The following is a 22,389-nucleotide window of genomic DNA, read 5'->3' on the forward strand; positions in this document are numbered from 1 at the left end:
TTATTAACGGTCTTCTTAGAGATTATTAAGTTTCATACTAAAAAGGGGGTCTATGGAATGAAAAAGTTGAGTATGTTTTTTGTTGTAATTCTCACTCTATCAATGGTTTTAGCTGCCTGTTCAAAGGGTTCAACTAGCGATGGTGGAGGATCGAAAAAGGGAGATACGATTGTAATCGGTTCAGTTCTACCAACGTCTGGTAACAATGCAACAGACGGAAAAGATATGAAAAACGCAATGGAAATGGCTATTTCAGAAATCAATGCTGATGGCGGTGTTCTAGGTAAAAAACTAAAACTAGAAGTTGTTGATGATGCCTGTGATCCACAAACAGCTACAAGTGCTGCTAACAAACTAGTTTCCAAGAAAGTAACGGCAGTTGTTGGAGGATATTGCTCTGGTTCTACACTACCAGCTTCAGGCGTGTTTCAAAATGCAGGAATCCCTCTAGTCGTACCAGCGGCAAACTCTTCAGAGCTGCCTGATCAAGGCTATGATAGTTTGTTCTTGATTAATGGACTTGTACCTGACCAAGCTAAAACGGGAGCTGACTATTTTAATGAAAAAGGAGCAAAGAATATTGTTATTGTTCATGACAACTCTGCATACGCTCGAAATATGGCAGACTTTGCAAAAGAATATGTAGAAAAAAATGGTGGGAAGGTTGTTGGTTTTGAAGCAATTAACCCTGAAGAAAAAGATTTTTCTTCCTTAATGACAAAACTTAAATCTTTAAAGCCTGATGGTACATATTTTACAGGCTATTATGCGGCAGCGGGTTTAATGAAAAAACAATTTAAACAAAAAGACGTTTCTGGTTTATTTATGGTTGGTGATGGGAGCTATTCTCAAGATTTGATAAATATAGCAGGTGCTGATGCTGAAGGTATTTTAGTTACTGCTACACCGCAAGCAAGCTTTATTGAAGGTGCTGAAGAATTTGTAACAAAATATGAAGAAAAATATAGTTTATCACCTGGTCCATTCTCAGCTCTATCATATAATGGTGTGAAATTAGTAGCAGATGCCATTAAAAGAGCAGACTCTACCGATTCAGCAAAAGTAAAACAAGCAATAAAAGATACAAAAGGATTTGCAGGAATTGGACAAACGATTGAATTCAACGATAAGAATACATTAAATGAATCAAATTTTAAAGTTATGACCGTAGTTGGTGGGAAGTTTGATATAGCAAAATAAACATGGATGTGCATTGTGATTGGATAATAAGAAGAGTGTGTAAAATAATGTTTTAATATGCAGGAAATCCTTAATGTTTAAATGAAATATATGAAAAAAATTAACTACTTAATTAGTTGAATTGAATCAAATTTTGCTTAGTGGTGTTTAAGGTTTATGACAATGATTAAGCTTTAATCACAAGATATCACTATAAAAACTAAAAACACCACTAGGCACCGCTATATATGATCTGAAAGGATCTAATGATATGGAAGAGTCCAAAAGGAGGAATACATTTGGAAGTTTTACTGCAAATCTTAATAGATGGACTAGTAATAGGTGCTTTTTATGCGCTGATTGCATTAGGATATACAATGGTTTACGGCATAATTAAGTTGTTAAACTTCGCACACGGTGACTTATATATGTTAGGTTCGTTTGTAGGTTTTACTATCTTGTCTTTTTTTACAGGAGATGGTGGGTTTAACGGAGGGATTTTAGGATTAGCCGTTGTATTTCTCATTACTATGGCTATAGTAGGAACAGTTGGAATGGGAATCGAAAGAATCGCATACCGTCCATTGTTATTGGCACCCAGACTTTCAATATTAATTACAGCTATTGGGATTTCTCTATCATTAGAGTATAGTTCAATGATTGGTTGGGGAGCTTCTTATAAAGTATATCCAATCTCTCTTCCTACAACTGGATTTGATATTCTAGGAGCACATATTAGTTATACGCAAATTGCTATGATTGCAATATCAGGTTTTCTCATGTATGGTTTGCGAATTTTTATTGAAAAAACGATATACGGAAAAGCGATGCGTGCAATTGCATTGGATCAGACAGCTTCAGGTTTAATGGGAGTAAATGTCCATCGTATTATTGCTTTAACGTTCTTTATCGGGGCATCTCTTGCTGCAGGAGCAGGGATTATGTCAGGTGTTTATTATGGAACGATAAACTTTATGATGGGTTTTATTATTGGACTTAAAGCCTTTACAGCAGCAGTATTAGGAGGAATAGGGAATATAACAGGTGCCATGGTTGGTGGCTTAATTCTTGGAATAGTCGAGTCATTTGGAATGTTTTATTTAGGAGGGGCTTGGAAAGATGTGCTCGCTTTCAGTATCCTCATTTTAATTTTAGTATTAAAACCTACAGGTATAATGGGTGAAAAAGTGACGGAAAGGATGTAGAAGATGAAAAATAAGAAACTAATCGGATATATTCTATTATTGATTTTATCTTTTATATTTCCGTTTATAGTAAATAATTATTGGCTAGACGTAGTAAGTCTTGTACTGTTTTATGTAGTATTGACCCAAGGTTTAAATATAGTAGTTGGATTTACAGGTCTATTAGATTTGGGATATGCTGCTTTTTTTGCAGTAGGAGCATATACGACAGCTATCTTAATGACAACTTTCGGTTGGTCATTTTGGTTGACGATTCCAGTGGCAGTAATACTTGCAGCACTTGCAGGAATTATTATAGGCACTCCTACACTTCGTTTAAGGAGTGACTATCTTGCCATCGTTACACTCGGATTTGGAGAAATTATTAGAATATTGGCAACTAACTTGGATATTACAGGTGCAGCAGCAGGAATTTATGGAATTCCTCGTCCGGCAATAGGAAGTTATCAATTAACCAGTCAATTAGATTTTTACTATTTGATTTTAGTATTTGCAATCATAATTATCCTAGCTGTCTCTCGTTTAGGAAAATCAAGAGTAGGAAGAGCGTGGATTTATATCCGTGAAGATGAAGATGCTGCAGAAGCTATGGGCATAAATAGAATAAAATATAAGCTTTTGGCATACGCAACTGGAGCTGTAATTGGAAGTTTAGCAGGTTGTGTTTTTGCTGTGAAAATGACGGCTATATCTCCTCAGAGTTTTAGCTTTACTCAATCTGTTATGATCCTAGCAGCAGTTGTATTAGGAGGATTAGGTAGTATTTCGGGAGTTATTGTTGGTGCTATCTTAGTTATCGTTTTACCAGAAGCTTTACGTTCATTAGAAGAAGCACGATTCTTACTTTTTGGTATTGCATTAGTTGTCATGATGTTGTTTAGATCGCAAGGCATATGGCCAGCTAAATATGCTTCTGATGATACAAAAGACAAAGAAGATGATGATGAAATATTTGATGTAAATAAAGATAAAACAATTCCTTCGAAGTGAACAATAGATTCATCAATAGAGAGGAGTTACCTATCATGACAGATGTATTAACAGTTGAAAACCTTACTCTTAAATTTGGCGGGTTAGTAGCAGTTAATGATTTAACATTTACAGTTAAAGAGAATTCAATTTCAAGTATCATTGGTCCTAATGGTGCCGGTAAAACATCAGTATTTAATATGATTTCGGGATTTTACACTCCTACAAGCGGGAAAATCGAATTAGAAGATATAAGTCTTGTAAACAAAAAGCCGAGTCAAATTACACACCTTGGTTTAACTAGGACATTTCAAAATTTGAGATTATTTCCTAATTTATCTGTTTTGGATAATGTGAAATCAGGAATGCATACTCGAACGAAACAAACATTGTTTGGTTCTATATTCCATACGAAAGCACAAAAGACTGAAGAAAAATTAATTGAGGAAATGGCATTCAAATGTATTGATTTTGTTGGAATACATAAATATATCAACCGTGCAGCAAAAAATTTGCCTTATGGAGCACAACGTTATTTAGAAATTGCGAGAGCCCTAGCTACACAACCGAAGCTTCTACTATTAGATGAACCTGCGGCGGGACTGAATTTTACTGAAAAACAAGTGTTAATTGAATTAATTCATCGAATAAGAAAAGAATTTAATGTGACTGTTTTAATGATTGAGCATGATATGGGATTAATCAAGAAAATCTCTGAAAATATAATTGTAATTGATTATGGTACGAAAATAGCGGAAGGTACTGCAGAATCTGTTTTGACAAATCCAAAGGTAATTGAAGCATATTTAGGAAAGGAGGAAGTTATTTGAAGCCACTTCTAAAGCTAGAAAATATCAACTCCTACTACGGAAAAATACATGCTTTAAAGGATATAAACATAGAAATCGGTCAGGGTGAAATTGTTGCATTGTTAGGAAGTAATGGAGCTGGAAAAAGCACGACACTTAAAACAATCTCCGGTATTATTACTCCCAAAAAAGGGTCAATTGTTTGGAATGGTGAAAACATAGTTGGAAAATCAGTTCATAGTATAGTAGAACTAGGTATTGTTCATGTTCCAGAAGGACGACGAATTTTTGGGGGATTAACTATTTTAGAAAACCTTGAATTGGGTGCATTTACAGTTCGTAAAAATAAAAAAGCTGTAGCTGAGGGTATTGAAAAAGCCTTTGAATTATTCCCTCGATTGAAAGAGCGACAAAAACAATTGGCTGGTACTTTAAGCGGGGGAGAGCAACAGATGTTGGCGATTGGCCGTGGATTGATGGCACAGCCAAAGTTATTAATGTTAGATGAACCATCCATGGGTTTAGCACCAATTATCGTTCAAGAAATTATGGCAAATATTAGAGAAATAAGTAAGCAAGGGACAACCATTTTACTAATTGAACAGAATGCCAAAGCTGCTTTAAAATTAGCAGATCGAGGATATGTAATTGAAACCTCACAAATTATTATGCATGAAACAGCGGATGTATTAAGAGAAGACGATAAAATCATAAAAGCCTATTTAGGAGCTTAAATAAAGCCATTTTAAGTTTTGTAGCTACCTAGTTTAAATGAAAATTTAAAATACAAATTAAAACTGATGAATCCGGTGTCATAATAATTAGATTAGAGGTCTAATAAACTGTTTGTAAACAGGAATGGGGCTATATCAAAAAAGTCATTGATTTATTCAAAGCGACGTTAAAGTTGATACCAATGCCTGAAGATAAATAAACGATTTTAGCATATATATCAAACCTTGAGGCAGCTGCAAAATCCGTTTCAAAAATTACTGCCAATAAAATTATCCTTACAACAATTGAATTTTGAATCAACCAGAGCTTCTAGTAGTTGAGGATTTTGCCAAGATTGAAACTATCAAATGACTATTAAATAACTGTGAATAAAAGTTGCGAGTAGTAATAGTAGATAGGGAAAATAAAACAATGGAAGGGAATTCTAGTTCCCTTTCATTGTTTTTCTTTGTGAAACATAACATTTTGTAACTGTTATGTTATATAACTGTTAGAGGAATTTAAAGTTCGTAAAGGAAATGAATTAAAGTTGTGTTCAATTTGTTATATAGACTTTGTTATGCTTATGTAGGCTATTACTAGATTGTTTCAAACCTATTAAAATAGCAATAAAATATATAAGGAGCTACATAGATATGAAAAAATTGCGTTATATGACAGTGCTATTATGTTTAGTCGCTGTGAGTTTTTTTGCCGTGCAAATTACTTCGGCAGATGAATTGGGACCTGCTAATCCAGATAGCAAAACAAAGTGGGAAACCGAACCTGAAGTGAAGGTCAATTCTAATATGAGATTACGTTCTACGGAGCCGGTTATTGCAGATATTTCTAAATGGCAAGGGACTATTGATTGGGCAACAGCAAGTAAGAATTTAGATCTTGTTATTATTCGCACACAATACGGTTCAAACTTAGAAGATATTAAACATAAAGAATATGAAGCTGGTGCTCTAAAATACGGTGTTCCTTTTGGCGTATATTCATATAGCCTAGCAGAATCTTCTGAAGATGCGAAAGCAGAGGCGAATTCTTTTTACAACCGCGCTAGTAAAGATGCTAAATTTTATGTCTTAGATGTTGAAGAAAATACGAGTAAATCTGGCGAAAGTATGCGAACAATTATCAATGCATACGTGAAGCAACTACGTACTAAAACAGATAAAAAGATAGGTGTATACATTGCGCACCATTTATATGAAGATTTAAATATTGATACATCGAAATTTGATTTTGTGTGGATTCCACGTTACAACAATACAAATACTGCCCCAGCTTATAATTATAATTTATGGCAATATACAGATAAGGGAATCGTACCGGGTATATCAACTTATGTAGATTTAAATCGTTTAAACCCAAATACACCACTGCATTTCTTTACTGAAGAAACTGATACTGAAACAGCGGGGGAAGATGAGTATTATACAACTAACCCTAAAAAAGTAGTTGTTAAGAAAACAGTTTATCAATATAGTTCTCCAAGTTTTTCCACTGGAAATAAAGGAGTGGCATTAAAAAAGAATTCTATAGTGTCAGTTTCAGGGATCGTGAATTCTACAAATGGAACACCACGATTAAGATTAACAAATGGTCAATATATCTCGGCAAATAAAAATTTTGTGTTAAAAGTAACAAGTGAAATTGATCAATACTATACAACGGTACCGAAAACTATTGTTGTGAAAAAAGGGTTAAATGCATATAAGAGTGTAAATCTTACAACTAGTAATAAAATATCAGGTGTCAATAAAAATACTATCTTAACTATTAAAGACATTGAATATACGAAGAATGGTACACCGAGATTAAAAACGACATCAGGCTCATATATCACTGCGAATAAAGATTATGTATTGAAATTACCAACTAACTATTATGATTACTGGACAAGTAACCCTGGACAAGTGAAAATTGCTAAGAAGGTCTACCAATATAAAGGTACTTCTTTTACTGCTGCTAATAGAGGGAACGCAATTGCAGTAGGATCTACTGTCAAAGTAAGCAGTATTGCATATGGATCAAATGGTACACCACGATTAAAATTAACGAATGGTTATTATATTACAGCGAAGAAAACTTATGTAAAAGCAAAATAATTAGTATAGTATTCGTATAAGTATATATAATTGTAATAATCAGTAAAAACACACAGCATTTAGACTGTGTGTTTTTTATAATAAAATATCTCTCTGGAAGGAGAATAAGATGAGTGCAATTATACTTTATTGGATACTATTAATGTCTGCGATTGGTTTTATTTTAATGGGTTATGATAAGCGGAAGGCTATTAACCATGAATGGCGTATTAGAGAAAGGACGTTATGGCTTGTTGCGCTTTTTGGAGGAGGAATAGGTTCGTATATAGGGATGCGCATTTTCCGTCATAAAACGCAACATACTTCCTTTGTCTTTGGTTTACCAGCGATTGCGGTTGTTTATGCAGTTATTTCATTAGCTATTTATCAATGAAAAATGGACCGTCATAAAAAGAAGGTACCTTTTCAACCCTTTCCGACTGTAGATAAGACCGTTGATTTCCACTACAGTGGACGCTTTCCGCGGGCGGGCGCCAAGCTGCTTCGTCGCTACGCTCCTGCAGGGTCTTGGACGGTCCCGCTTTTCCCGCAGGAGTCGCCACCTCCGCTTCAATCAACTACACATGTAATATAAACAAATCTTTTGAAATTAGGAAAATAATTGAGGATGCTGTAGAATACCTTAAAAGGTCTTAAAAAAGTGTTCATGCAAGCGATGCTTACTTTTGCTGCCGTAAATTTATAGAAACTCGCCAATTGGACTTGGCAAATTCCTAAAATGGCATAAAAGAGAATCTACAATAACCAAAATATATAAAAAAACAAAAGACATTCAGGATGCGAGCATTCTGAATACCTTTTGTCGACATACTGAAAAGTACCGTCTTAAAAAGACGGTACTTTTTTACTTCATCAATTGTTCAATTGGATTTTTCCAGCTAATTATTGCATTTGGATAGTGGCAACGGATTTCACTTTCTAAAAAAAGAAAATCATCTTTCTTTAAACCTTGAAGTTCTAGTGCGTTTTTCGTATCAATGAAAATGGATACGACTTCTAATGTGTCGTTAGCTGTTCCTAGATATTTTTCACCTTCAAACATAGCGCCTTTATAAGATATAAAAAAGTTCTTTCGTGCATTTTTGGAATCATCATAGAAGTAATAAGCTCTACGTTGTACCGCATCATCGAATTTTCGCTTTGGATTAAAAAAGTAGCGAATGACTTTATACATGACATATAAAATGAGCACGACTAATAAAACACGAATGAGAACAAGCATCTACAGTTCCCCCTTGTACAAACATTATTCTTTCCTATACGATAGAAGAGATTGAAAAGTTTCAAAAATGTTAGGAGAATTATAATGAATTTACAAAAACTTTTTACGATGCAGCAACAACTTGATGCATTTATTGAAGAAACACAACAAATTACAAAAGATGTATTTCGTGAAAAAGGGTTAGCATTACTTGTTGAGTTAGGTGAGCTTGCAAATGAAACGCGTTGCTTTAAATTTTGGAGCACAAAGGGACCATCTGAGCGTTCGGTAATTTTAGAAGAGTTCGTGGATTCTATTCACTTTTTATTGTCATTAGGTATCGTGAAAGGTTTCGATGATTTAGAAGAGTGGCCTATGGCTAACCGCGAAGGAGATTTGACAGATCTCTTCATTCAGACAGAAGGGGCGGTTTTAAACTTTATCCTTAAGCCTGAGAGAGCACAGTATGAAGAAGCATGGATATTATACGGTGCACTGGCAAACGCACTAGATTTTACAGCAGAAGATATCGTACGAGCATATGTATCAAAAAACGAAAAAAATTATGAGCGTCAACGTAACGGCTACTAAGATATTTTTTGAAAATTTCCTATTATTGCATTATAATAGTTAAAGATTCGAATATTTAGGAGGTCGAAATAATGCAACAATTGGATGAGACTTTAACAATGTTAAAAGAACTAACTGACGCACGTGCAGCTTCAGGTAACGAACGTGAAGCGCGCGAGGTAATGAAAAAGTACATCGCACCTTTCGCAGACAGAATGGATAGTGATAATTTAGGTGGAGTAATCGCTGAAAAAGTGGGCGATGCAAACGGTCCTAAAGTTATGATAGCTGGCCATTTAGATGAGGTTGGCTTCATGGTCACTCAAATTGACGATAAAGGCTTCTTAAAATTCCAAACAATCGGTGGCTGGTGGTCACAAGTAATGTTAGCACAACGCGTACAAGTTATTACGCGTAAAGGTGAAACAATTATTGGTGTAATTGGTTCTAAACCACCGCATATTTTACCAGCAGAAGTACGCAACAAACCTTTCCAAATTACAGATATGTTCATCGACGTCGGCGCTACTTCTAAAGATGAAGCAGAAGGATGGGGTATCTTACCTGGCGATATGGTCGTACCTTATTTTGAATTTACAGTGATGAAAAACGAAAAACATTTACTTGCTAAAGCGTGGGATAACCGTATCGGCTGTGCGATAGCAATTGAAGTATTAAAAGGGCTAAAAGACGAAAAACATCCGAACATTGTTTACGGATGTGGTGTTGTCCAAGAAGAGGTCGGTTTACGTGGAGCTAAAGTAGCGACGCATAAAATTCAACCGGACATTGGTTTTGCAGTTGATGTAGGTATTGCTGGTGACACACCAGGAATTACATCAAAAGAATCGACAAGTAAGATTGGTGCTGGTCCACAAATTATTATTTATGATGCTTCAATGATTGCACATAAAGGTATGCGTGATCTTGTGGTGGATACTGCAAATGAAAATGGCATCCCGTTCCAATATGAAGCCATTCCAGGAGGCGGTACAGATGCAGGTGCAATTCACATAACTGCGAATGGTGTACCATCTTTATCAATCGGTATTGCAACGCGTTATATTCATTCACATGCAGGTATTTTACATCGTGATGACTTTGAAAACACAGTCAAGTTAATCATTGAAGTGATTAAGAAACTAGACCGCGAAACAGTGAATAAAATTATCTTTGAATAAGATTAATATTAGGCTCCTTTGCTCACATGAGTAAAGGAGTTTAATTTTTTTGAAAAAACATAAAAATACATTTGATTTAATATTTATGCATATGTATAATGGTCATTAACAATAAAAACAAAAGGGAGCGGATCATATATGAAACTTTTAGAATTAGTGCAGTTAAAATTAGTAGAAAGCTTAAAAGGCAAAGATTTAATTTCGCTTGTAGATTATACAAGTGAGGAAGTACAAGGCTTACTGGACTTATCCATTCAATTGAAAACAATAACTAAAGAGGGCAAATGTCCACCATTATTAGAGGGAAAAACGTTGGGAATGATATTTGAAAAGCATTCTACACGTACGCGTATTTCATTTGAAGTAGGTATGAATCAATTGGGTGGTAAAGGTATGTTCATGCATGCTCGCGATTTACAAATCGGACGTGGAGAATCTATTTATGATACAGGGCATGTATTATCCGGTTATTTAGATGGTATTATGATCCGTGCAAATTCACATGAAATGGTAAAAGAATTGGCTGAACACGCATCTATTCCAGTTATTAACGGTTTAACGGACCTTGCACATCCATGCCAAGCACTTGCGGACCTTGAAACAATTGCAGAAGAAAAAGGTTATGTGAAGGGATTAAAACTTGCGTATATTGGTGATGGAAACAACGTAGCACATTCTTTAGTAGTAGCTGCTGCACATGTAGGAATGGATGTTGTAGTAGCAACACCTAAAGAATATGAACCAAGTGAAGAGGTCATGAAGAAAGCAGCTGAAATTGGGGCTGCAAATGGCAGTACGGTTTCATTCACTTATGATCCAGCTGAAGCTGCGAAGGATGCTGATGTCATTTATACAGATGTATGGACTTCGATGGGTCAAGAAGAGGAAACTGCAAAACGATTAGCAGACTTTAAAGACTACCAAATTAACGATGCATTAGTAGCGAATGCGAAAGCAGATTATATGTTCTTACACTGCTTGCCGGCACACCGTGAAGAGGAAGTAGCGACATCTGTTATAGATGGACCAAATTCATTTATCTTTGAACAAGCAGAAAACCGTCTTCACGCTCAAAAAGCTGTATTGGCTTCGATTTTAGGATAATTATTCATTTCGAAATATAACAATAGTTCAAGAACGCAGTTTTGTTATCAAATATTAAGGATAGGTAAGGCAAAGAGTATTTGCCCTACCTATCTTTTTTGTGTTTTAAGATGGGTTAAGGGAGTGCATTCATAAAAAATAGTATTTTGTAACATTCGCGTAACAGACTTGGCTTAGTCTAATCCAAAATAGCTTTGCAGGGTATGGAAAAAATTTTATGTGTGGAAAGCATTTAAAATACTACTAACTCTATATTAGAAGCTGTTTATTCCAAGTTAGAATGGTAGTGTAAAAATGAAAAGGTTAATTTTTATCATAATAAAATGTGTAATTATATTAAGTATAGTTGTAGCGGGAATCGTTACATATTCATTTAAAATAGAACCGAAACGCCTTGTTACAAAGGAATATGAACTTGAACTTACGTCAGGAGGAGAGAGTTCGCTAAAGGTAGTACAATTTTCAGATGTGCATTTAGGTCCGAATTATTCGCTAGGGCAACTAGAGAAGCTTGTAGAAAAAATTAACGGACTTCAACCTGATGTAATAGCTTTTACAGGAGATTTAATGGATGTACCTTCTCAATTTGAAGATAGATCAAAAATAAGTGCAATATTGGGTAAACTACGTAGTAAATATGGAAATTATGCAGTATGGGGAAACCATGACCGTGGAGGCGGTGGAGTTAGGTTTTATGAAGGTATAATGAATGCGTCTGGATTTAAGCTTCTAACAAATGAAAGTAGTACAATCGAGCTTGAAAATGGACAAGTAATAAATATTATAGGATTGGATGAAGCAATGCTTGGAAATCCTGATGTTCAAAAAGCGTATTCAGGTGTTAATAGTCAAGGTACGAATCTCCTTATACTACACCAGCCAGATCTTATAGAAGAAGTTGGGTATGACAATATTGATGCAGCACTCGCAGGGCATAGTCATGGTGGACAAGTTGATGTGCCGTTGATTGGCCCCATATATACGCCCCCGCTTGCAGAGAAATACACTAAAGGGTTATATCAGCTAGAAAATAATAAGTATTTATATGTGAATAGTGGGATTGGGACTACGAGGATTCCTGTTCGATTTTGGAACCCTGCAGAAATATCGGTGTTTAATATAATTTTATGAAGTGATTTAAAAGGTGAAGCGTCAATTAGTGTTCCTGTTCTCTGGATTAGGCATTATTTGGCGCTTCCCTTTATATAAGAAATCAGGAAGGAGAGCAGAAAATGAATATTCTAATTGCTGATGATGAACAGCATATGGTTAAAATACTTTCAGCCTATTTAAAAGATGAAGGCTTCAATATTCTAGAGGCAAGGGATGGTCAGGAAGCATTGGAGATTTTTGAAACTACTAAGGTTGAATTAGCAATTTTAGATTGGATGATGCCTAAAATTGATGGTATAGAGGCATGCAAATATATCAAAGAAAACAGTCAAACTAAAGTTCTAATATTAACTGCAAAAGGTCAAAATGAAGACGAATTACACGCTTTGCATGGTGGAGCAGATGAATACATAAAGAAACCATTTGATCCGCGAATATTAATATTAAGAGTAAAAAAGCTATTGAATATGAGTGAAGAAATAAAAGTGAAAGATATTCTCATCAAAGAGAGTGAAAAGAAAGCATATAAACAAAAAGAACCTATCCAATTAACAAAGATAGAATATGATTTATTACTTTTCTTCATAAAAAATAAAGGCGTAATTTTATCAAGGGATAAGTTGATTGATTTAGTTTGGGGCTTGGATTATGAGGGGGATCATAGAACTGTAGATACTCATATCAGAAGATTAAGAACTAAAATTGGAGATGACCTGATTAAAACCTATAGAGGCATTGGATATTGCCTGGAGGTGCAGGAAGATTAAAATTAAAAATAAATTTTCCATTGGTATATCATCAGTGGTAATTTGCATCTTTATATTCTCGATATTAGCAAATATATTTTTGGTCGACAGATATTATATTCATGAGCAAAGAAAGGTTTTGGATAAGGCGGCTAGCGATATACTCAAGGAGCCTAAGAAAAACCTTTTAAATGATTTGAAAAAGATAGAAGAGAAATACGCTTTAACTATTGTCTATTCAGAAGCAAGTGGAAGTTTGGATCAGATTAATGAAAGAATAATCATGGAGTTTGACAAGAAAAAAATAAAGCTAAACAAATTTTGGCTTACTGAACAGACGTTGGATAAGTTGCAGGAAAAAAGCGTAAATAAGATATATGACCAAGGGGTAAGTAAATATAAAGTTTTGACTAAATTTATGAAAATAGATAATTATATAATCGCTATTGGATTACCGTTGCCGCACATGGAAGATACAATTTCCATAGTAAATAGATTTAATATTGTTTTGATGTCCATTTCTGTCATTTTAATTGTCTTTTTAGTAGTGATGATATCAAACAAAATCACAAGACCATTAGAATCTTTGAAAAATTTATCTCAAGATATAGCCAATTTAAATTTTAGAAAAGAAGAGATAAAGACAAATGATGAAGTAGGAGAACTAGCAAAAAGTATAAACATAATGAGTGGGAAATTAGAAAAAGCGCACGAAGAAATTAATAGTCAAAATAAGCGTTTGAAAGAACTCATGGCAGATATATCGCATGAGTTGAAAACACCACTATCATTAGTGAAAGTATATGAACAAGGAATTTCAGACGGTCTAGATGACGGTACTTTCAGGGACACCATTGAAGAACAGATTGAAAAAATGAATACTCTAATAGAGAAGCTATTGTTTTGGACAGCATTAGAGAATGGCACATTAAACAAATCTACTTTTGATATAGGTAAAAGAATTATTGAAATGACAAAAAAGTATAAGCTAATCCTGCAAGAATACGATATAAATTTATCTTTAAGTATTGATCCGAGCAAAGAATATTTGATTCAAGCTGAAAAAGAAGGAATAGATATTGTACTCGATAATTTAATTACGAATGCTATTAAATATTCCTATGACAAGAATATTGAAATTACTTTAATGAAAGAAAGTAATGCCGTGAAGCTTATGATTGCTAACGGGATAGGCGAAATGAATGAAAATGACTTAGAAAATATTTGGAGACCCTTCTATGTACTAGAAAAATCTAGAAGTAAGGAGCTTTCTGGAACAGGATTGGGTTTACCTATTATCAAGACCATTTTGGATAACCACAATGTGGATTATGGATTTGAATTAAAAAATAATAAGTTAGAGTTTTTTGTCACATTCGTGTAACAAGCCCCAATTAGTCTAAGACTAGGAGGTGCGAGACATGAAAAAAATAATATCTATCATGTTAATTGTAGTCTTTGCTACTAGTGTTCTTACAGGATGTGTTGACAAAGAAAAAAGACCAAACAAAGAGGTCTATACGCAAAAGGATAATTTAGATTTTAACTTTAATGTAGATCCGGAAACCTTTAAGCTTGAGGTGGAATCCAATGGAACTAAGGAAAAGGCATCAGAACCATTGGAGAAAATGAAAGTTTCAAATTTAAAAGATGATAAAGATAACATTAGCTGGACCTATGCAGAACAGGGTCTTGATATTGATATCGAAAAGAAAGATAAGTATGTAGATGTAACCATCAAATCTAGTAAAGATGAAGAAAATACGTTTTCTTGGCCGAAAGTGAAAGGTAATGGATACCTACTCCCATTAAATCAAGGGAAGTACATTCCAAGTGATGATTCAGTTTGGAAAGACTATCTAAATGAAGAAAAAATGAAATTGATTGAGTCTTTCTCCATGCAGTTTTTTGCGGTTGATAAAGATGAATATTCGTTAGTATATATTATTAAAAATCCCTACAATAATGAAATTGCTTTTGATACAAAGAAAAATATAGAGTTTACTTTTAATCATGAGTTTCCGTCTATAAATAAACAGAAGGAATATGGTTTTAGAATATATTTAACGAAAAAAAATCCAGTACATGTTGCCAAAACTTATAAAAATTATTTGATTGAGCAAGGTGACTTTAAATCTTTAACGGAAAAGGCTGAAGAAAATAATAATATTGAAAAACTATATGGTGCCCCTCATGTTTATTATTGGGACAGAACTGTCATTTCAGAAGAAAATATACAATGGCCAAGATTGAGAAGTAGTTTCCCTGAAAAGCTGAAATTATGGATTCAGGAATTATTAATTACTAAAGTTGAAGATGGGGCAGAGCTTGCAGCTGCGTATGATGATTTAAATGCTTACGATTACGTAGACAAATATACTAAAAATAGAATAGTAAAAAGCTTAAGTGCTGTCATGCAACTAAAAGAATTTTATAATCCAGAAGTATTTACTAAAGAGGATAAAGAAATTCAAAAGCTAATAAATAAGAAAATAGATAAATTAAATCCAGTAGAATTGATTGAACTTAATAAAAGATTATTTAAAAGCGAGCTTGGAAACGTAGTGGACCCAATAGAAAAGTGGGCAGATGCAAATACTATAGATGTCATAAAGGATATGAAACATTCAGGGTTAGCAAATTTGTGGATAGGTTTAGACGACTGGCAAGAAGGTTTTATTAAACCAGAGTTAGTAAAAGAAGCAGAAAATCAGGGGTATTTAATCGGTACTTATGATTCGTATCATTCAATCCATGAACCGGGTAAAGAACAGTGGGAAACGGCTAAGTTTAATGATACTTCACTTTTTGAAGAGGCAACGGTTACGAATAAAGAAGGAAGAAAAATTGAAGGATTCCAAGGTGTAGGTAGAAAGTTGAATCCGACGTTAGCGATGCCGAGTGTGAAAGAAAGAGTAACGTCGATCTTAAATACTGGTTTACCATTTAACTCATGGTTTTTAGATACAGATGGTACAGGAGAAATCTTTGATGACTACTCACCAGAACATACTACTACTGAAGCAGAAGATGTCCAAGCTCGAATTAAGAGAATGGAATATCTACAAAAAGAATGGGGAATGGTAGTCGGAACTGAGGGAGGCAATGATTTTGCTAACAAAACCATTGCTTTTGCACATGGAATAGAAACCCCCTCATTTTCTTGGATGGATGAGGATATGAGTAAAAATAAAGAGAGTAATTATTATGTAGGAAGATACTATTCAAGTACTGGTGGAGTTCCGGAGCTATTTTCTAAGCAAATACCAGTAAAGGATAAGTACAAGAAATTATTTTTGGATTCAAACTACACTATCCCGTTATATAAGTTAGTTTACAATGATTCTGTAATCACGACTTATTGGTGGGGATGGGGTACTCTAAAAATAGCAGATGAAATTGAAAATAGAATGCTGTATGAAATACTTTACAATGTCCCCCCTCTTTATCACATTGATAAACACGAGTGGGAAAAGTACAAAACAACAATAATAAACCACTCAAAAGTGTGGTCAAATTTCAGCAAAAAAGCAATAAAGGAAGAAATGACAAATTATAAAATTCTTTCAGATGACAGATTAGTTCAAATGACTGAATATGGTGAAGATTTAAGTGTAGTAGCAAATTTCTCTGAAGATGAGTTTACTGTTCAAGGCGAGAAAATACCTGGGAAATCAGTGTTAATCGTTGATGGAAATAGTAAAACCATTTATACACCAAAGAAGTAATCGTAAAATAGATCTATTGTAACTAATCGTTTTAAGATAAAGACTATTCTTGCTAAAAAATAGTTAATCCCCACCTGAAAAATTAACAGGTGGGGATTATTTTGATTTCAGACAAGAAGACTTATCTCATTTTATGCTTTTTGTATAACAGTGGAGGTAGCTTTCTCAACCTCAACATGATCTACAGGACGTTTTGACCAATACGTTGCAAGGATTGGTCCGGAGATATTATGCCATACAGCTCCGAATGTACTTGGTAAAGCAGCAAGTGGACCAAAGTGTGCTGCGGCAAGTGCTACACCTAATCCAGAGTTTTGCATACCTACTTCAATAGAAATAGCGCGTTGATCTTGTAAAGAAAGGCCACATAATTTCCCTGCATAATAACCTAATAATAATCCTGCTCCATTGTGTAAAAATACAGCAAAGAATACTAACAAACCAGCAGAAGCAATTTTATCTTGGTTTCCTGAAACTACGGCTGATACTATGATAATGATAGCGAAAACGGAAATTAAAGGCACAATTGATATACTTTTATCAACGACCGTTGGCAAGAATTTACGAACAAGTATACCAAGGGCGATTGGAACGATAATAACTTGGATAATAGACATAAACATAGATTTCGCATCTACAGGCATCCATTGACCAGCTAATAACAATAATAATAATGGTGTCAAAATAGGTGCAAGTAATGTAGATACAGAAGTCATTGTAATAGATAGCGGCACGTTTCCTTTTGCTAAATACACCATAACATTAGAAGCAGTACCACCTGGAACAGAACCTAGTAATACAAGACCTGCAGCTAGTTCTGAAGGCAATTGCAAAATATAAGCGATTGCAAGTGCTGTTAAAGGCATAATCGTAAACTGAGCGATTATTCCGAGCAATACAGGCAATGGCTTTGTCAGAACTAGTTTAAAATCACTGGCCTTTAGAGTAAGTCCCATTCCAAACATAACAACCCCAAGTAATATCGTGATATATTGTCCGAATCCTAAAAAAGGTGTAGGTGCTAAGTAAGCTACTACGGCAATAAGCATTACCCACACAGCAAAGTATTTTCCGATAAATGTGCTAAACGTTTCAAGAGTTTTCATATGTACAGCATCCTTTCTATGTCTTGCTTGTAAATTCCCAAAATTGAATAGATATAAAACTATTAAAAGAGAGTGCTCCTTTATAATAATTTAAATATAAATATTATTCTGAAAATTTATAATGATATATTTATTATAATGATGATTTAGCATTTTACAAGATGATTTTAGAAAAACTAATAAAAATCCCGCTCCTAAAAACTATTAGAAGCGGGGTATCACATTTTAATACTTATTCTTCTATTCGAATAATCTTACCTGGATTCAAAATGTTCTTTGGATCAAGTGAGATTTTAATAGCTTTCATGACATTATATGATTCGCCATGTTCTTTAGCTTGATATTTTTGTTTCCCTATTCCAACTCCGTGTTCTCCAGTACAAGTTCCGTTGCGATCTAATGCAAATTGCACGATAGCTTCATTGAAAGCATCGGCTCTCTTAACTTCCTCTGCATCTTGCATATCAATCATAACTATCGCGTGGAAATTACCATCACCGACATGACCTAATACCCCACCTGGAAGATTAGCTGTATTTAGTTGCTCACGTGCAAAATGAACGGCATCTGATAAGTCTGAAATGGCTACGCAAACATCCGTTACCATCTGTTTTTTACCAGGGTGACCATGTGTATAAGCATATGCTAAGTTATGTCGAGCATCCCACAGTTTTGTACGAGCAGTATTATCCGATTCGAACTGTACTTCTACACAACCATGATCCTCCATAATTTCACGTGTAAATATCACATCTTGAGCTAAGCCTGCTTCATTACCGTGGAATTCGATAAATAGAGTTGGCTTTTCAGGATAATCCGTGTCGCTGTAATGATTTACTTGGTGGATAGACTCTTCGTCAACTAATTCAACTCGAGCAATCGGAATACCGACTTGTAAAACAGAAGTAACAGCAGCAATGGCATCTTCAACTGTAGGGAAGACAGCGCGAGCAGCCGTTTCGAATTCGGGAATACCATAAACCTTTAAAGTAAGTTCCGTGAAGCAACCAAGAGTACCTTCAGAGCCGACAAATAAACCATTTAAATGATAACCAGATGATGATTTTGCAGCTAAATTACCAGTGTGAATAATTCTACCGTCTGCTAACACAACTTCTAAGTCACGAACTTGGTCACGCATTACGCCATATCGTACAGCCGTAGTGCCACTCGCATTTGTCGCAGCCATACCACCTAAAGTAGCATCTGCACCAGGATCAACTGAGAAAAAGAGGCCGTGTTTTTTTAATTCTTTATTTAACTGCATTCTTGTCACACCAGGTTGTACTTTTACAAGTAAATCGTCTTGACGAATTTCTAAAATTTTATCCATGAAAGAAAAGTCAATTGTAATACCTTTCTCATAAGGAATAACATGACCTTCTAAACTAGACCCTCTCCCAAAAGGTACTACAGGAACTACTAGCCCGTTTGCAAGTTTCATAATTTCACTTACTTGTTCTTTCGTTTTAGGGAAAACAACGATGTCTGGAAGGGAAGCCACATGATATGATTCGTCTTGACCGTGAAGCTCTCTCACTGTCTCATTAACAGAGACTTGATCTCCATCTAGGAATTGTTTTAACCCTTCTACAATACTATCAACTGCTACTGTCATTTCAATTCGCCTCACTTCGTGTTTTTGAAAAATCCGAAATATGATTATTTTCGGATAATTAACAATGTAATAGAATTTATTATAATATGGTCACGATATTACGCAAGACAAAATATGGATAGAGCTATTTTAATAGAATGGTAGTTTGGAATAGATAAATTCCATACACTGTAGATTACATTTATGTTACAGTACATGTCGAAATATTGTTTTTCATATGGCAAAAGTTTAGACTGAAGAATAGTCAAGTAAAAAAACATAGCAAAAAACCCATAATATTACATAGAAAAGTAGATGATAATTAATGAAGAAGATATTCAAAAACGTTTTAGCAATAACCGTTTTAGCGGCTGCTCTATTACAAGTATCCCCTTCTTACGCTAGTCCTTCAAATGACTCAGCTCCGACAAAAGCTGAACAAAAAGCCTTAAAGCTTGAACAAAAAATCCAAAAGATTGATAACAGTATTATTGAAGCAATGGATAAGGTTGATCGACTAAACAAGAAAATTAAAAACTCAAACGAGAAAATTACTCAAACAAAAAAAGAAATTAAACAAACGCAAACAGAATATGAATTCCGTAAAACATTATATGAAGAACGATTAAGAGATATCCAAGGTGAAAGCAAGAGTGCATTTATGTTATATGCAGATGTCTTCCTATCATCTGAAGGTATGTCTGATTTCATCGACCGTACTACTGCAGTTACTCAAATTCTAAATAGCGATCAATCATTAATGACTGAGCTAAATGAAAAAGAAGACAAGCTAATCACATCAAAAACATCTCTAGATAAAATTAATAAAGAACTGAAAGAAGATAAAAAAGATTTAGCAAAAGAAATGAAGCAAATCAAAAAAGATAAAAAGAAAATTGAATCTAAACTGAAAGCAACGAAAAAAACAATTAAAGAAGAAAAGGCCGCTAAAAAAGCTGCAAAGGCTGCTCAAAAACGTGCAGAGAAAGCGGTAAGAGAAGCAGCGAAAACAGCGTCATATGAAGATGAAAAATCAGTGAGTTTATCACCAATAGTGAATATCACAAAAAAAACAACAAACAAAAATGATGTTCTAAACCTTACAAATCAAAAACCTTCAGGCGGAAATGCATCTGGCCTAATTGGTTATGCGAAGAATTTCCTCGGCGTACCGTATGTATGGGGTGGTACTTCACCATCAGGCTTTGATTGTTCAGGTTTAATGCAATATGTTTACCGTTCTGAAGGTATCAGTCTTCCAAGAACGTCTAGTCAACAACAAAATGCAGGTACTCGTATTTCACCAAATGATGTCCAAGCTGGTGACTTAGTGTTCTTTGGTAGCCCTGCGTACCACGTTGGTATGTATATCGGAAATGGCCAATGGTTACATGCACCACAAACTGGTGATGTAGTGAAAATCGCATCTTACAATCCATCTAGTTTCTCTAGTGCAGCACGCGTAAGATAATTAAAAGTGAAATAGACAATTTTTCTATTCTCTAATATATGAATAGTGTGTAACAAGCTGAACTAAGTGATTTTATTAGTTCAGCTTTTTTATATAGAGATAAGGTAAAATTTGTTGGAGTTTTATTTGACTAAGAGAAAAATTAAGACTCGAAATGAGAACTTACTAGGTGGGAATACCTTTTCGCTAAATGAAAAACTGCCCAAGCGAAGTTGAAATCGTTTGGACAGCTTTTTTTTATTAGGCCATTGCTTTGGCTAAATCTTGCATAAAGTTTTGTTGTTTTTGTTGATCTGCATTGTTCCACCATGCTTCTAAAAAGACGCCAAGTCCAGGGAGTAAATGCTCCTCACCGCGTTTAATTGCATCTTCAACAACACTCTTCAGTTCTTCGGCACTTTGACCTTGAACATTAGCTTTAACGGCTTGTCGAATTTGAAAATTCATACTTCATCCCTCCTATTTTCATTTTTGCCGTTAGGCTCGATAGTTATACATTCATTTGTTAAAATTAGAATGGTTGATATTATTTACTATTGTGAATTTTGCAAAAAACATTACGTAACTAAGGGGTTGTTTTATCATGAGAGCATTTGTTTTTGAAAAAGGGTCTTTTAAAGTTTCTGAATTACCTAACCCACAAGCTGGTACTTTAGAAGCAGTCGTTGCGATTAAAGCTGCAGGGTTAAACCGTCGAGATTTGTATACACCTGGACGTTTAGGAAATGATAGCGAGGCGCTTATTTTAGGTTCTGATGCAGCCGGTATTATTGAAGCAATTGGTGAGGGTGTGACAGATTGGGCAGTAGGCGATGAAGTCATTATTAATCCTTCGTTGCGTTGGTATGAAAATTCTGATGTACCTCCTGCTGATTTTGATATTTTAAGCTTTCCTGACAACGGAACATTTGCGGAGAAAATTGCTATTTCAGTGGAACAACTTGAGCGAAAGCCAGTACATCTTTCATTTGAAGAGGCTTCTGTAATTGGTATTTCACCATTAACAGGTTATCGAGCCTTATTTACAAAAGGGCAAATAGAAGCGGGCCAAACAATATTTATCCCAGGAGCAGGTAGCGGTGTTGCAACGTTTTTAATCCAAATGGCTAAGAATGTTGGAGCTAGAGTCATAGTCTCATCTCGTAATGAAGAAAAACGAAATGCAGCGCTTGAGATCGGTGCTGATGTTGCGATTGATACGCATGCTGACTGGGTAGAATTATTAAAAGAGGAACAAATCGATGTTGTTATTGAAAGTGTTGGACGCGCCACTTTTAATCGCTCTTTGGATGTTTTAAAAAAGGGTGGTAAAATAGTATTGTTCGGTGCAACAACAGAAGACGTTGTCGATTTTGACTTACGAAAATTTTTCTATGGACAATATACATTGTATGGGACTACAATGGGAAGTCGCGAGGAATTCCGTGCATGCCTTGAGCATTTAGCGAAATTTAACACGCATCCAGTGATGGACCGAACTTTCTCATTAGATGAAGCGGAACAAGCGCTTGAATATTTAAAAGAAAATCATCAGTTTGGCAAAATAACTATAACGATTTAAAAACTAAAGGCGGTATAC

General features: G+C 34.8%; 20 protein-coding genes and 1 pseudogene. 17 read left to right on the forward strand and 4 right to left on the reverse strand.

The window, feature by feature from the left end:
- Positions 1-57 precede the first annotated feature (57 nt).
- From AC3IS5_RS04870 to AC3IS5_RS04905, 8 genes and pseudogenes are all read left to right on the forward strand, one after another.
- On the forward strand, positions 58-1,200 hold the full coding sequence (locus AC3IS5_RS04870) for a branched-chain amino acid ABC transporter substrate-binding protein (protein ID WP_489426795.1): 1,143 nt from the start codon (positions 58-60) through the stop codon (positions 1,198-1,200).
- Between the two features lie 278 nt (positions 1,201-1,478).
- A complete protein-coding gene (locus AC3IS5_RS04875; protein ID WP_489426796.1) occupies positions 1,479-2,384 on the forward strand; it encodes a branched-chain amino acid ABC transporter permease in 906 nt (301 codons plus the stop codon).
- A gap of 3 nt (positions 2,385-2,387) precedes the next feature.
- A complete protein-coding gene (locus tag AC3IS5_RS04880) occupies positions 2,388-3,374 on the forward strand; it encodes a branched-chain amino acid ABC transporter permease (protein WP_489426797.1) in 987 nt (328 codons plus the stop codon).
- Between the two features lie 35 nt (positions 3,375-3,409).
- Positions 3,410-4,183, forward strand: coding sequence for an ABC transporter ATP-binding protein (locus AC3IS5_RS04885; RefSeq protein ID WP_489426798.1), 774 nt, complete (start codon positions 3,410-3,412; stop codon positions 4,181-4,183).
- Complete coding sequence (locus AC3IS5_RS04890) at positions 4,180-4,896, forward strand: ABC transporter ATP-binding protein (RefSeq protein ID WP_489426799.1); 717 nt, start codon at positions 4,180-4,182, stop codon at positions 4,894-4,896. Before AC3IS5_RS04885 ends, AC3IS5_RS04890 begins: the two co-directional genes overlap by 4 nt.
- Positions 4,897-5,054: 158 nt before the next feature.
- A pseudogene (locus AC3IS5_RS04895) lies at positions 5,055-5,233 on the forward strand (FAD-linked oxidase C-terminal domain-containing protein); the annotation flags it as partial.
- Between the two features lie 299 nt (positions 5,234-5,532).
- Positions 5,533-6,993: a DUF5776 domain-containing protein gene (locus AC3IS5_RS04900; protein ID WP_489426800.1), complete on the forward strand. Its 1,461-nt coding sequence runs from the start codon at positions 5,533-5,535 to the stop codon at positions 6,991-6,993.
- A gap of 109 nt (positions 6,994-7,102) precedes the next feature.
- Positions 7,103-7,366 (forward strand): DUF1294 domain-containing protein, encoded by a 264-nt coding sequence (locus AC3IS5_RS04905; RefSeq protein WP_489426801.1) that lies wholly within the window; start codon positions 7,103-7,105, stop codon positions 7,364-7,366.
- 471 nt (positions 7,367-7,837) lie between these two features.
- On the opposite strand, the gene AC3IS5_RS04910 is transcribed toward AC3IS5_RS04905, so the two are convergent.
- Positions 7,838-8,215, reverse strand: coding sequence for a sigma-w pathway protein ysdB (locus AC3IS5_RS04910; RefSeq protein ID WP_489426802.1), 378 nt, complete (start codon positions 8,213-8,215; stop codon positions 7,838-7,840).
- An 84-nt stretch (positions 8,216-8,299) separates the two neighbouring features.
- Here AC3IS5_RS04910 and AC3IS5_RS04915 point away from each other — a divergent pair, with 84 nt between their 5' ends.
- From AC3IS5_RS04915 to AC3IS5_RS04945, 7 genes are all read left to right on the forward strand, one after another.
- Positions 8,300-8,785, forward strand: a complete 486-nt coding sequence (locus AC3IS5_RS04915) for a dUTP diphosphatase (protein WP_489426803.1) — start codon at positions 8,300-8,302, stop codon at positions 8,783-8,785.
- A gap of 71 nt (positions 8,786-8,856) precedes the next feature.
- On the forward strand, positions 8,857-9,945 hold the full coding sequence (locus AC3IS5_RS04920; protein WP_489426804.1) for a M42 family metallopeptidase: 1,089 nt from the start codon (positions 8,857-8,859) through the stop codon (positions 9,943-9,945).
- A gap of 138 nt (positions 9,946-10,083) precedes the next feature.
- Positions 10,084-11,049: an ornithine carbamoyltransferase gene (gene argF / locus AC3IS5_RS04925; protein WP_489426805.1), complete on the forward strand. Its 966-nt coding sequence runs from the start codon at positions 10,084-10,086 to the stop codon at positions 11,047-11,049.
- A 294-nt stretch (positions 11,050-11,343) separates the two neighbouring features.
- On the forward strand, positions 11,344-12,180 hold the full coding sequence (locus tag AC3IS5_RS04930) for a metallophosphoesterase (RefSeq protein WP_489426806.1): 837 nt from the start codon (positions 11,344-11,346) through the stop codon (positions 12,178-12,180).
- A 101-nt stretch (positions 12,181-12,281) separates the two neighbouring features.
- Positions 12,282-12,929 (forward strand): response regulator transcription factor, encoded by a 648-nt coding sequence (locus tag AC3IS5_RS04935; protein WP_489426807.1) that lies wholly within the window; start codon positions 12,282-12,284, stop codon positions 12,927-12,929.
- Positions 12,930-13,047: 118 nt separating this feature from the next.
- Positions 13,048-14,292, forward strand: coding sequence for a sensor histidine kinase (locus AC3IS5_RS04940; RefSeq protein WP_489426808.1), 1,245 nt, complete (start codon positions 13,048-13,050; stop codon positions 14,290-14,292).
- A gap of 37 nt (positions 14,293-14,329) precedes the next feature.
- Positions 14,330-16,636, forward strand: coding sequence for a glycoside hydrolase (locus AC3IS5_RS04945; RefSeq protein ID WP_489426809.1), 2,307 nt, complete (start codon positions 14,330-14,332; stop codon positions 16,634-16,636).
- A 131-nt stretch (positions 16,637-16,767) separates the two neighbouring features.
- Here AC3IS5_RS04945 and AC3IS5_RS04950 read toward each other — a convergent pair whose 3' ends face one another.
- Positions 16,768-17,742, reverse strand: coding sequence for a bile acid:sodium symporter family protein (locus AC3IS5_RS04950; RefSeq protein WP_489426810.1), 975 nt, complete (start codon positions 17,740-17,742; stop codon positions 16,768-16,770).
- A 232-nt stretch (positions 17,743-17,974) separates the two neighbouring features.
- Entirely contained in the window at positions 17,975-19,360 is a 1,386-nt protein-coding gene (locus tag AC3IS5_RS04955; protein WP_489426811.1) for an FAD-binding oxidoreductase, read from the reverse strand.
- Positions 19,361-19,664: 304 nt separating this feature from the next.
- Here AC3IS5_RS04955 and AC3IS5_RS04960 point away from each other — a divergent pair, with 304 nt between their 5' ends.
- Complete coding sequence (locus tag AC3IS5_RS04960) at positions 19,665-20,810, forward strand: C40 family peptidase (protein WP_489426812.1); 1,146 nt, start codon at positions 19,665-19,667, stop codon at positions 20,808-20,810.
- 240 nt (positions 20,811-21,050) lie between these two features.
- Here AC3IS5_RS04960 and sspI read toward each other — a convergent pair whose 3' ends face one another.
- A complete protein-coding gene (sspI, locus tag AC3IS5_RS04965; RefSeq protein ID WP_489426813.1) occupies positions 21,051-21,257 on the reverse strand; it encodes a small acid-soluble spore protein SspI in 207 nt (68 codons plus the stop codon).
- 136 nt (positions 21,258-21,393) lie between these two features.
- On the opposite strand from sspI, the gene AC3IS5_RS04970 reads away from it, so the two are divergent.
- Positions 21,394-22,371 carry a zinc-binding dehydrogenase gene (locus tag AC3IS5_RS04970; protein WP_489426814.1) on the forward strand — a complete coding sequence of 326 codons (978 nt, stop codon included), beginning with the start codon at positions 21,394-21,396 and terminating at the stop codon, positions 22,369-22,371.
- Positions 22,372-22,389: the final 18 nt, after the last annotated feature.

It is taken from the genome of Viridibacillus sp. KH_047 (assembly GCF_057838945.1).

Coding starts and splice junctions, on each gene's coding strand:
- AC3IS5_RS04870 (WP_489426795.1), top strand. CDS start 58: ATGAAAAAGTTGAGTATGTTTTTTGTTGTAATTCTCACTCTATCAATG.
- AC3IS5_RS04880 (WP_489426797.1), top strand. CDS start 2,388: ATGAAAAATAAGAAACTAATCGGATATATTCTATTATTGATTTTATCT.
- AC3IS5_RS04885 (WP_489426798.1), top strand. CDS start 3,410: ATGACAGATGTATTAACAGTTGAAAACCTTACTCTTAAATTTGGCGGG.
- AC3IS5_RS04900 (WP_489426800.1), top strand. CDS start 5,533: ATGAAAAAATTGCGTTATATGACAGTGCTATTATGTTTAGTCGCTGTG.
- AC3IS5_RS04905 (WP_489426801.1), top strand. CDS start 7,103: ATGAGTGCAATTATACTTTATTGGATACTATTAATGTCTGCGATTGGT.
- AC3IS5_RS04910 (WP_489426802.1), bottom strand. CDS start 8,215: ATGCTTGTTCTCATTCGTGTTTTATTAGTCGTGCTCATTTTATATGTC.
- AC3IS5_RS04915 (WP_489426803.1), top strand. CDS start 8,300: ATGAATTTACAAAAACTTTTTACGATGCAGCAACAACTTGATGCATTT.
- AC3IS5_RS04920 (WP_489426804.1), top strand. CDS start 8,857: ATGCAACAATTGGATGAGACTTTAACAATGTTAAAAGAACTAACTGAC.
- argF (WP_489426805.1), top strand. CDS start 10,084: ATGAAACTTTTAGAATTAGTGCAGTTAAAATTAGTAGAAAGCTTAAAA.
- AC3IS5_RS04930 (WP_489426806.1), top strand. CDS start 11,344: ATGAAAAGGTTAATTTTTATCATAATAAAATGTGTAATTATATTAAGT.
- AC3IS5_RS04935 (WP_489426807.1), top strand. CDS start 12,282: ATGAATATTCTAATTGCTGATGATGAACAGCATATGGTTAAAATACTT.
- AC3IS5_RS04945 (WP_489426809.1), top strand. CDS start 14,330: ATGAAAAAAATAATATCTATCATGTTAATTGTAGTCTTTGCTACTAGT.
- AC3IS5_RS04950 (WP_489426810.1), bottom strand. CDS start 17,742: ATGAAAACTCTTGAAACGTTTAGCACATTTATCGGAAAATACTTTGCT.
- AC3IS5_RS04955 (WP_489426811.1), bottom strand. CDS start 19,360: ATGACAGTAGCAGTTGATAGTATTGTAGAAGGGTTAAAACAATTCCTA.
- AC3IS5_RS04960 (WP_489426812.1), top strand. CDS start 19,665: ATGAAGAAGATATTCAAAAACGTTTTAGCAATAACCGTTTTAGCGGCT.
- sspI (WP_489426813.1), bottom strand. CDS start 21,257: ATGAATTTTCAAATTCGACAAGCCGTTAAAGCTAATGTTCAAGGTCAA.
- AC3IS5_RS04970 (WP_489426814.1), top strand. CDS start 21,394: ATGAGAGCATTTGTTTTTGAAAAAGGGTCTTTTAAAGTTTCTGAATTA.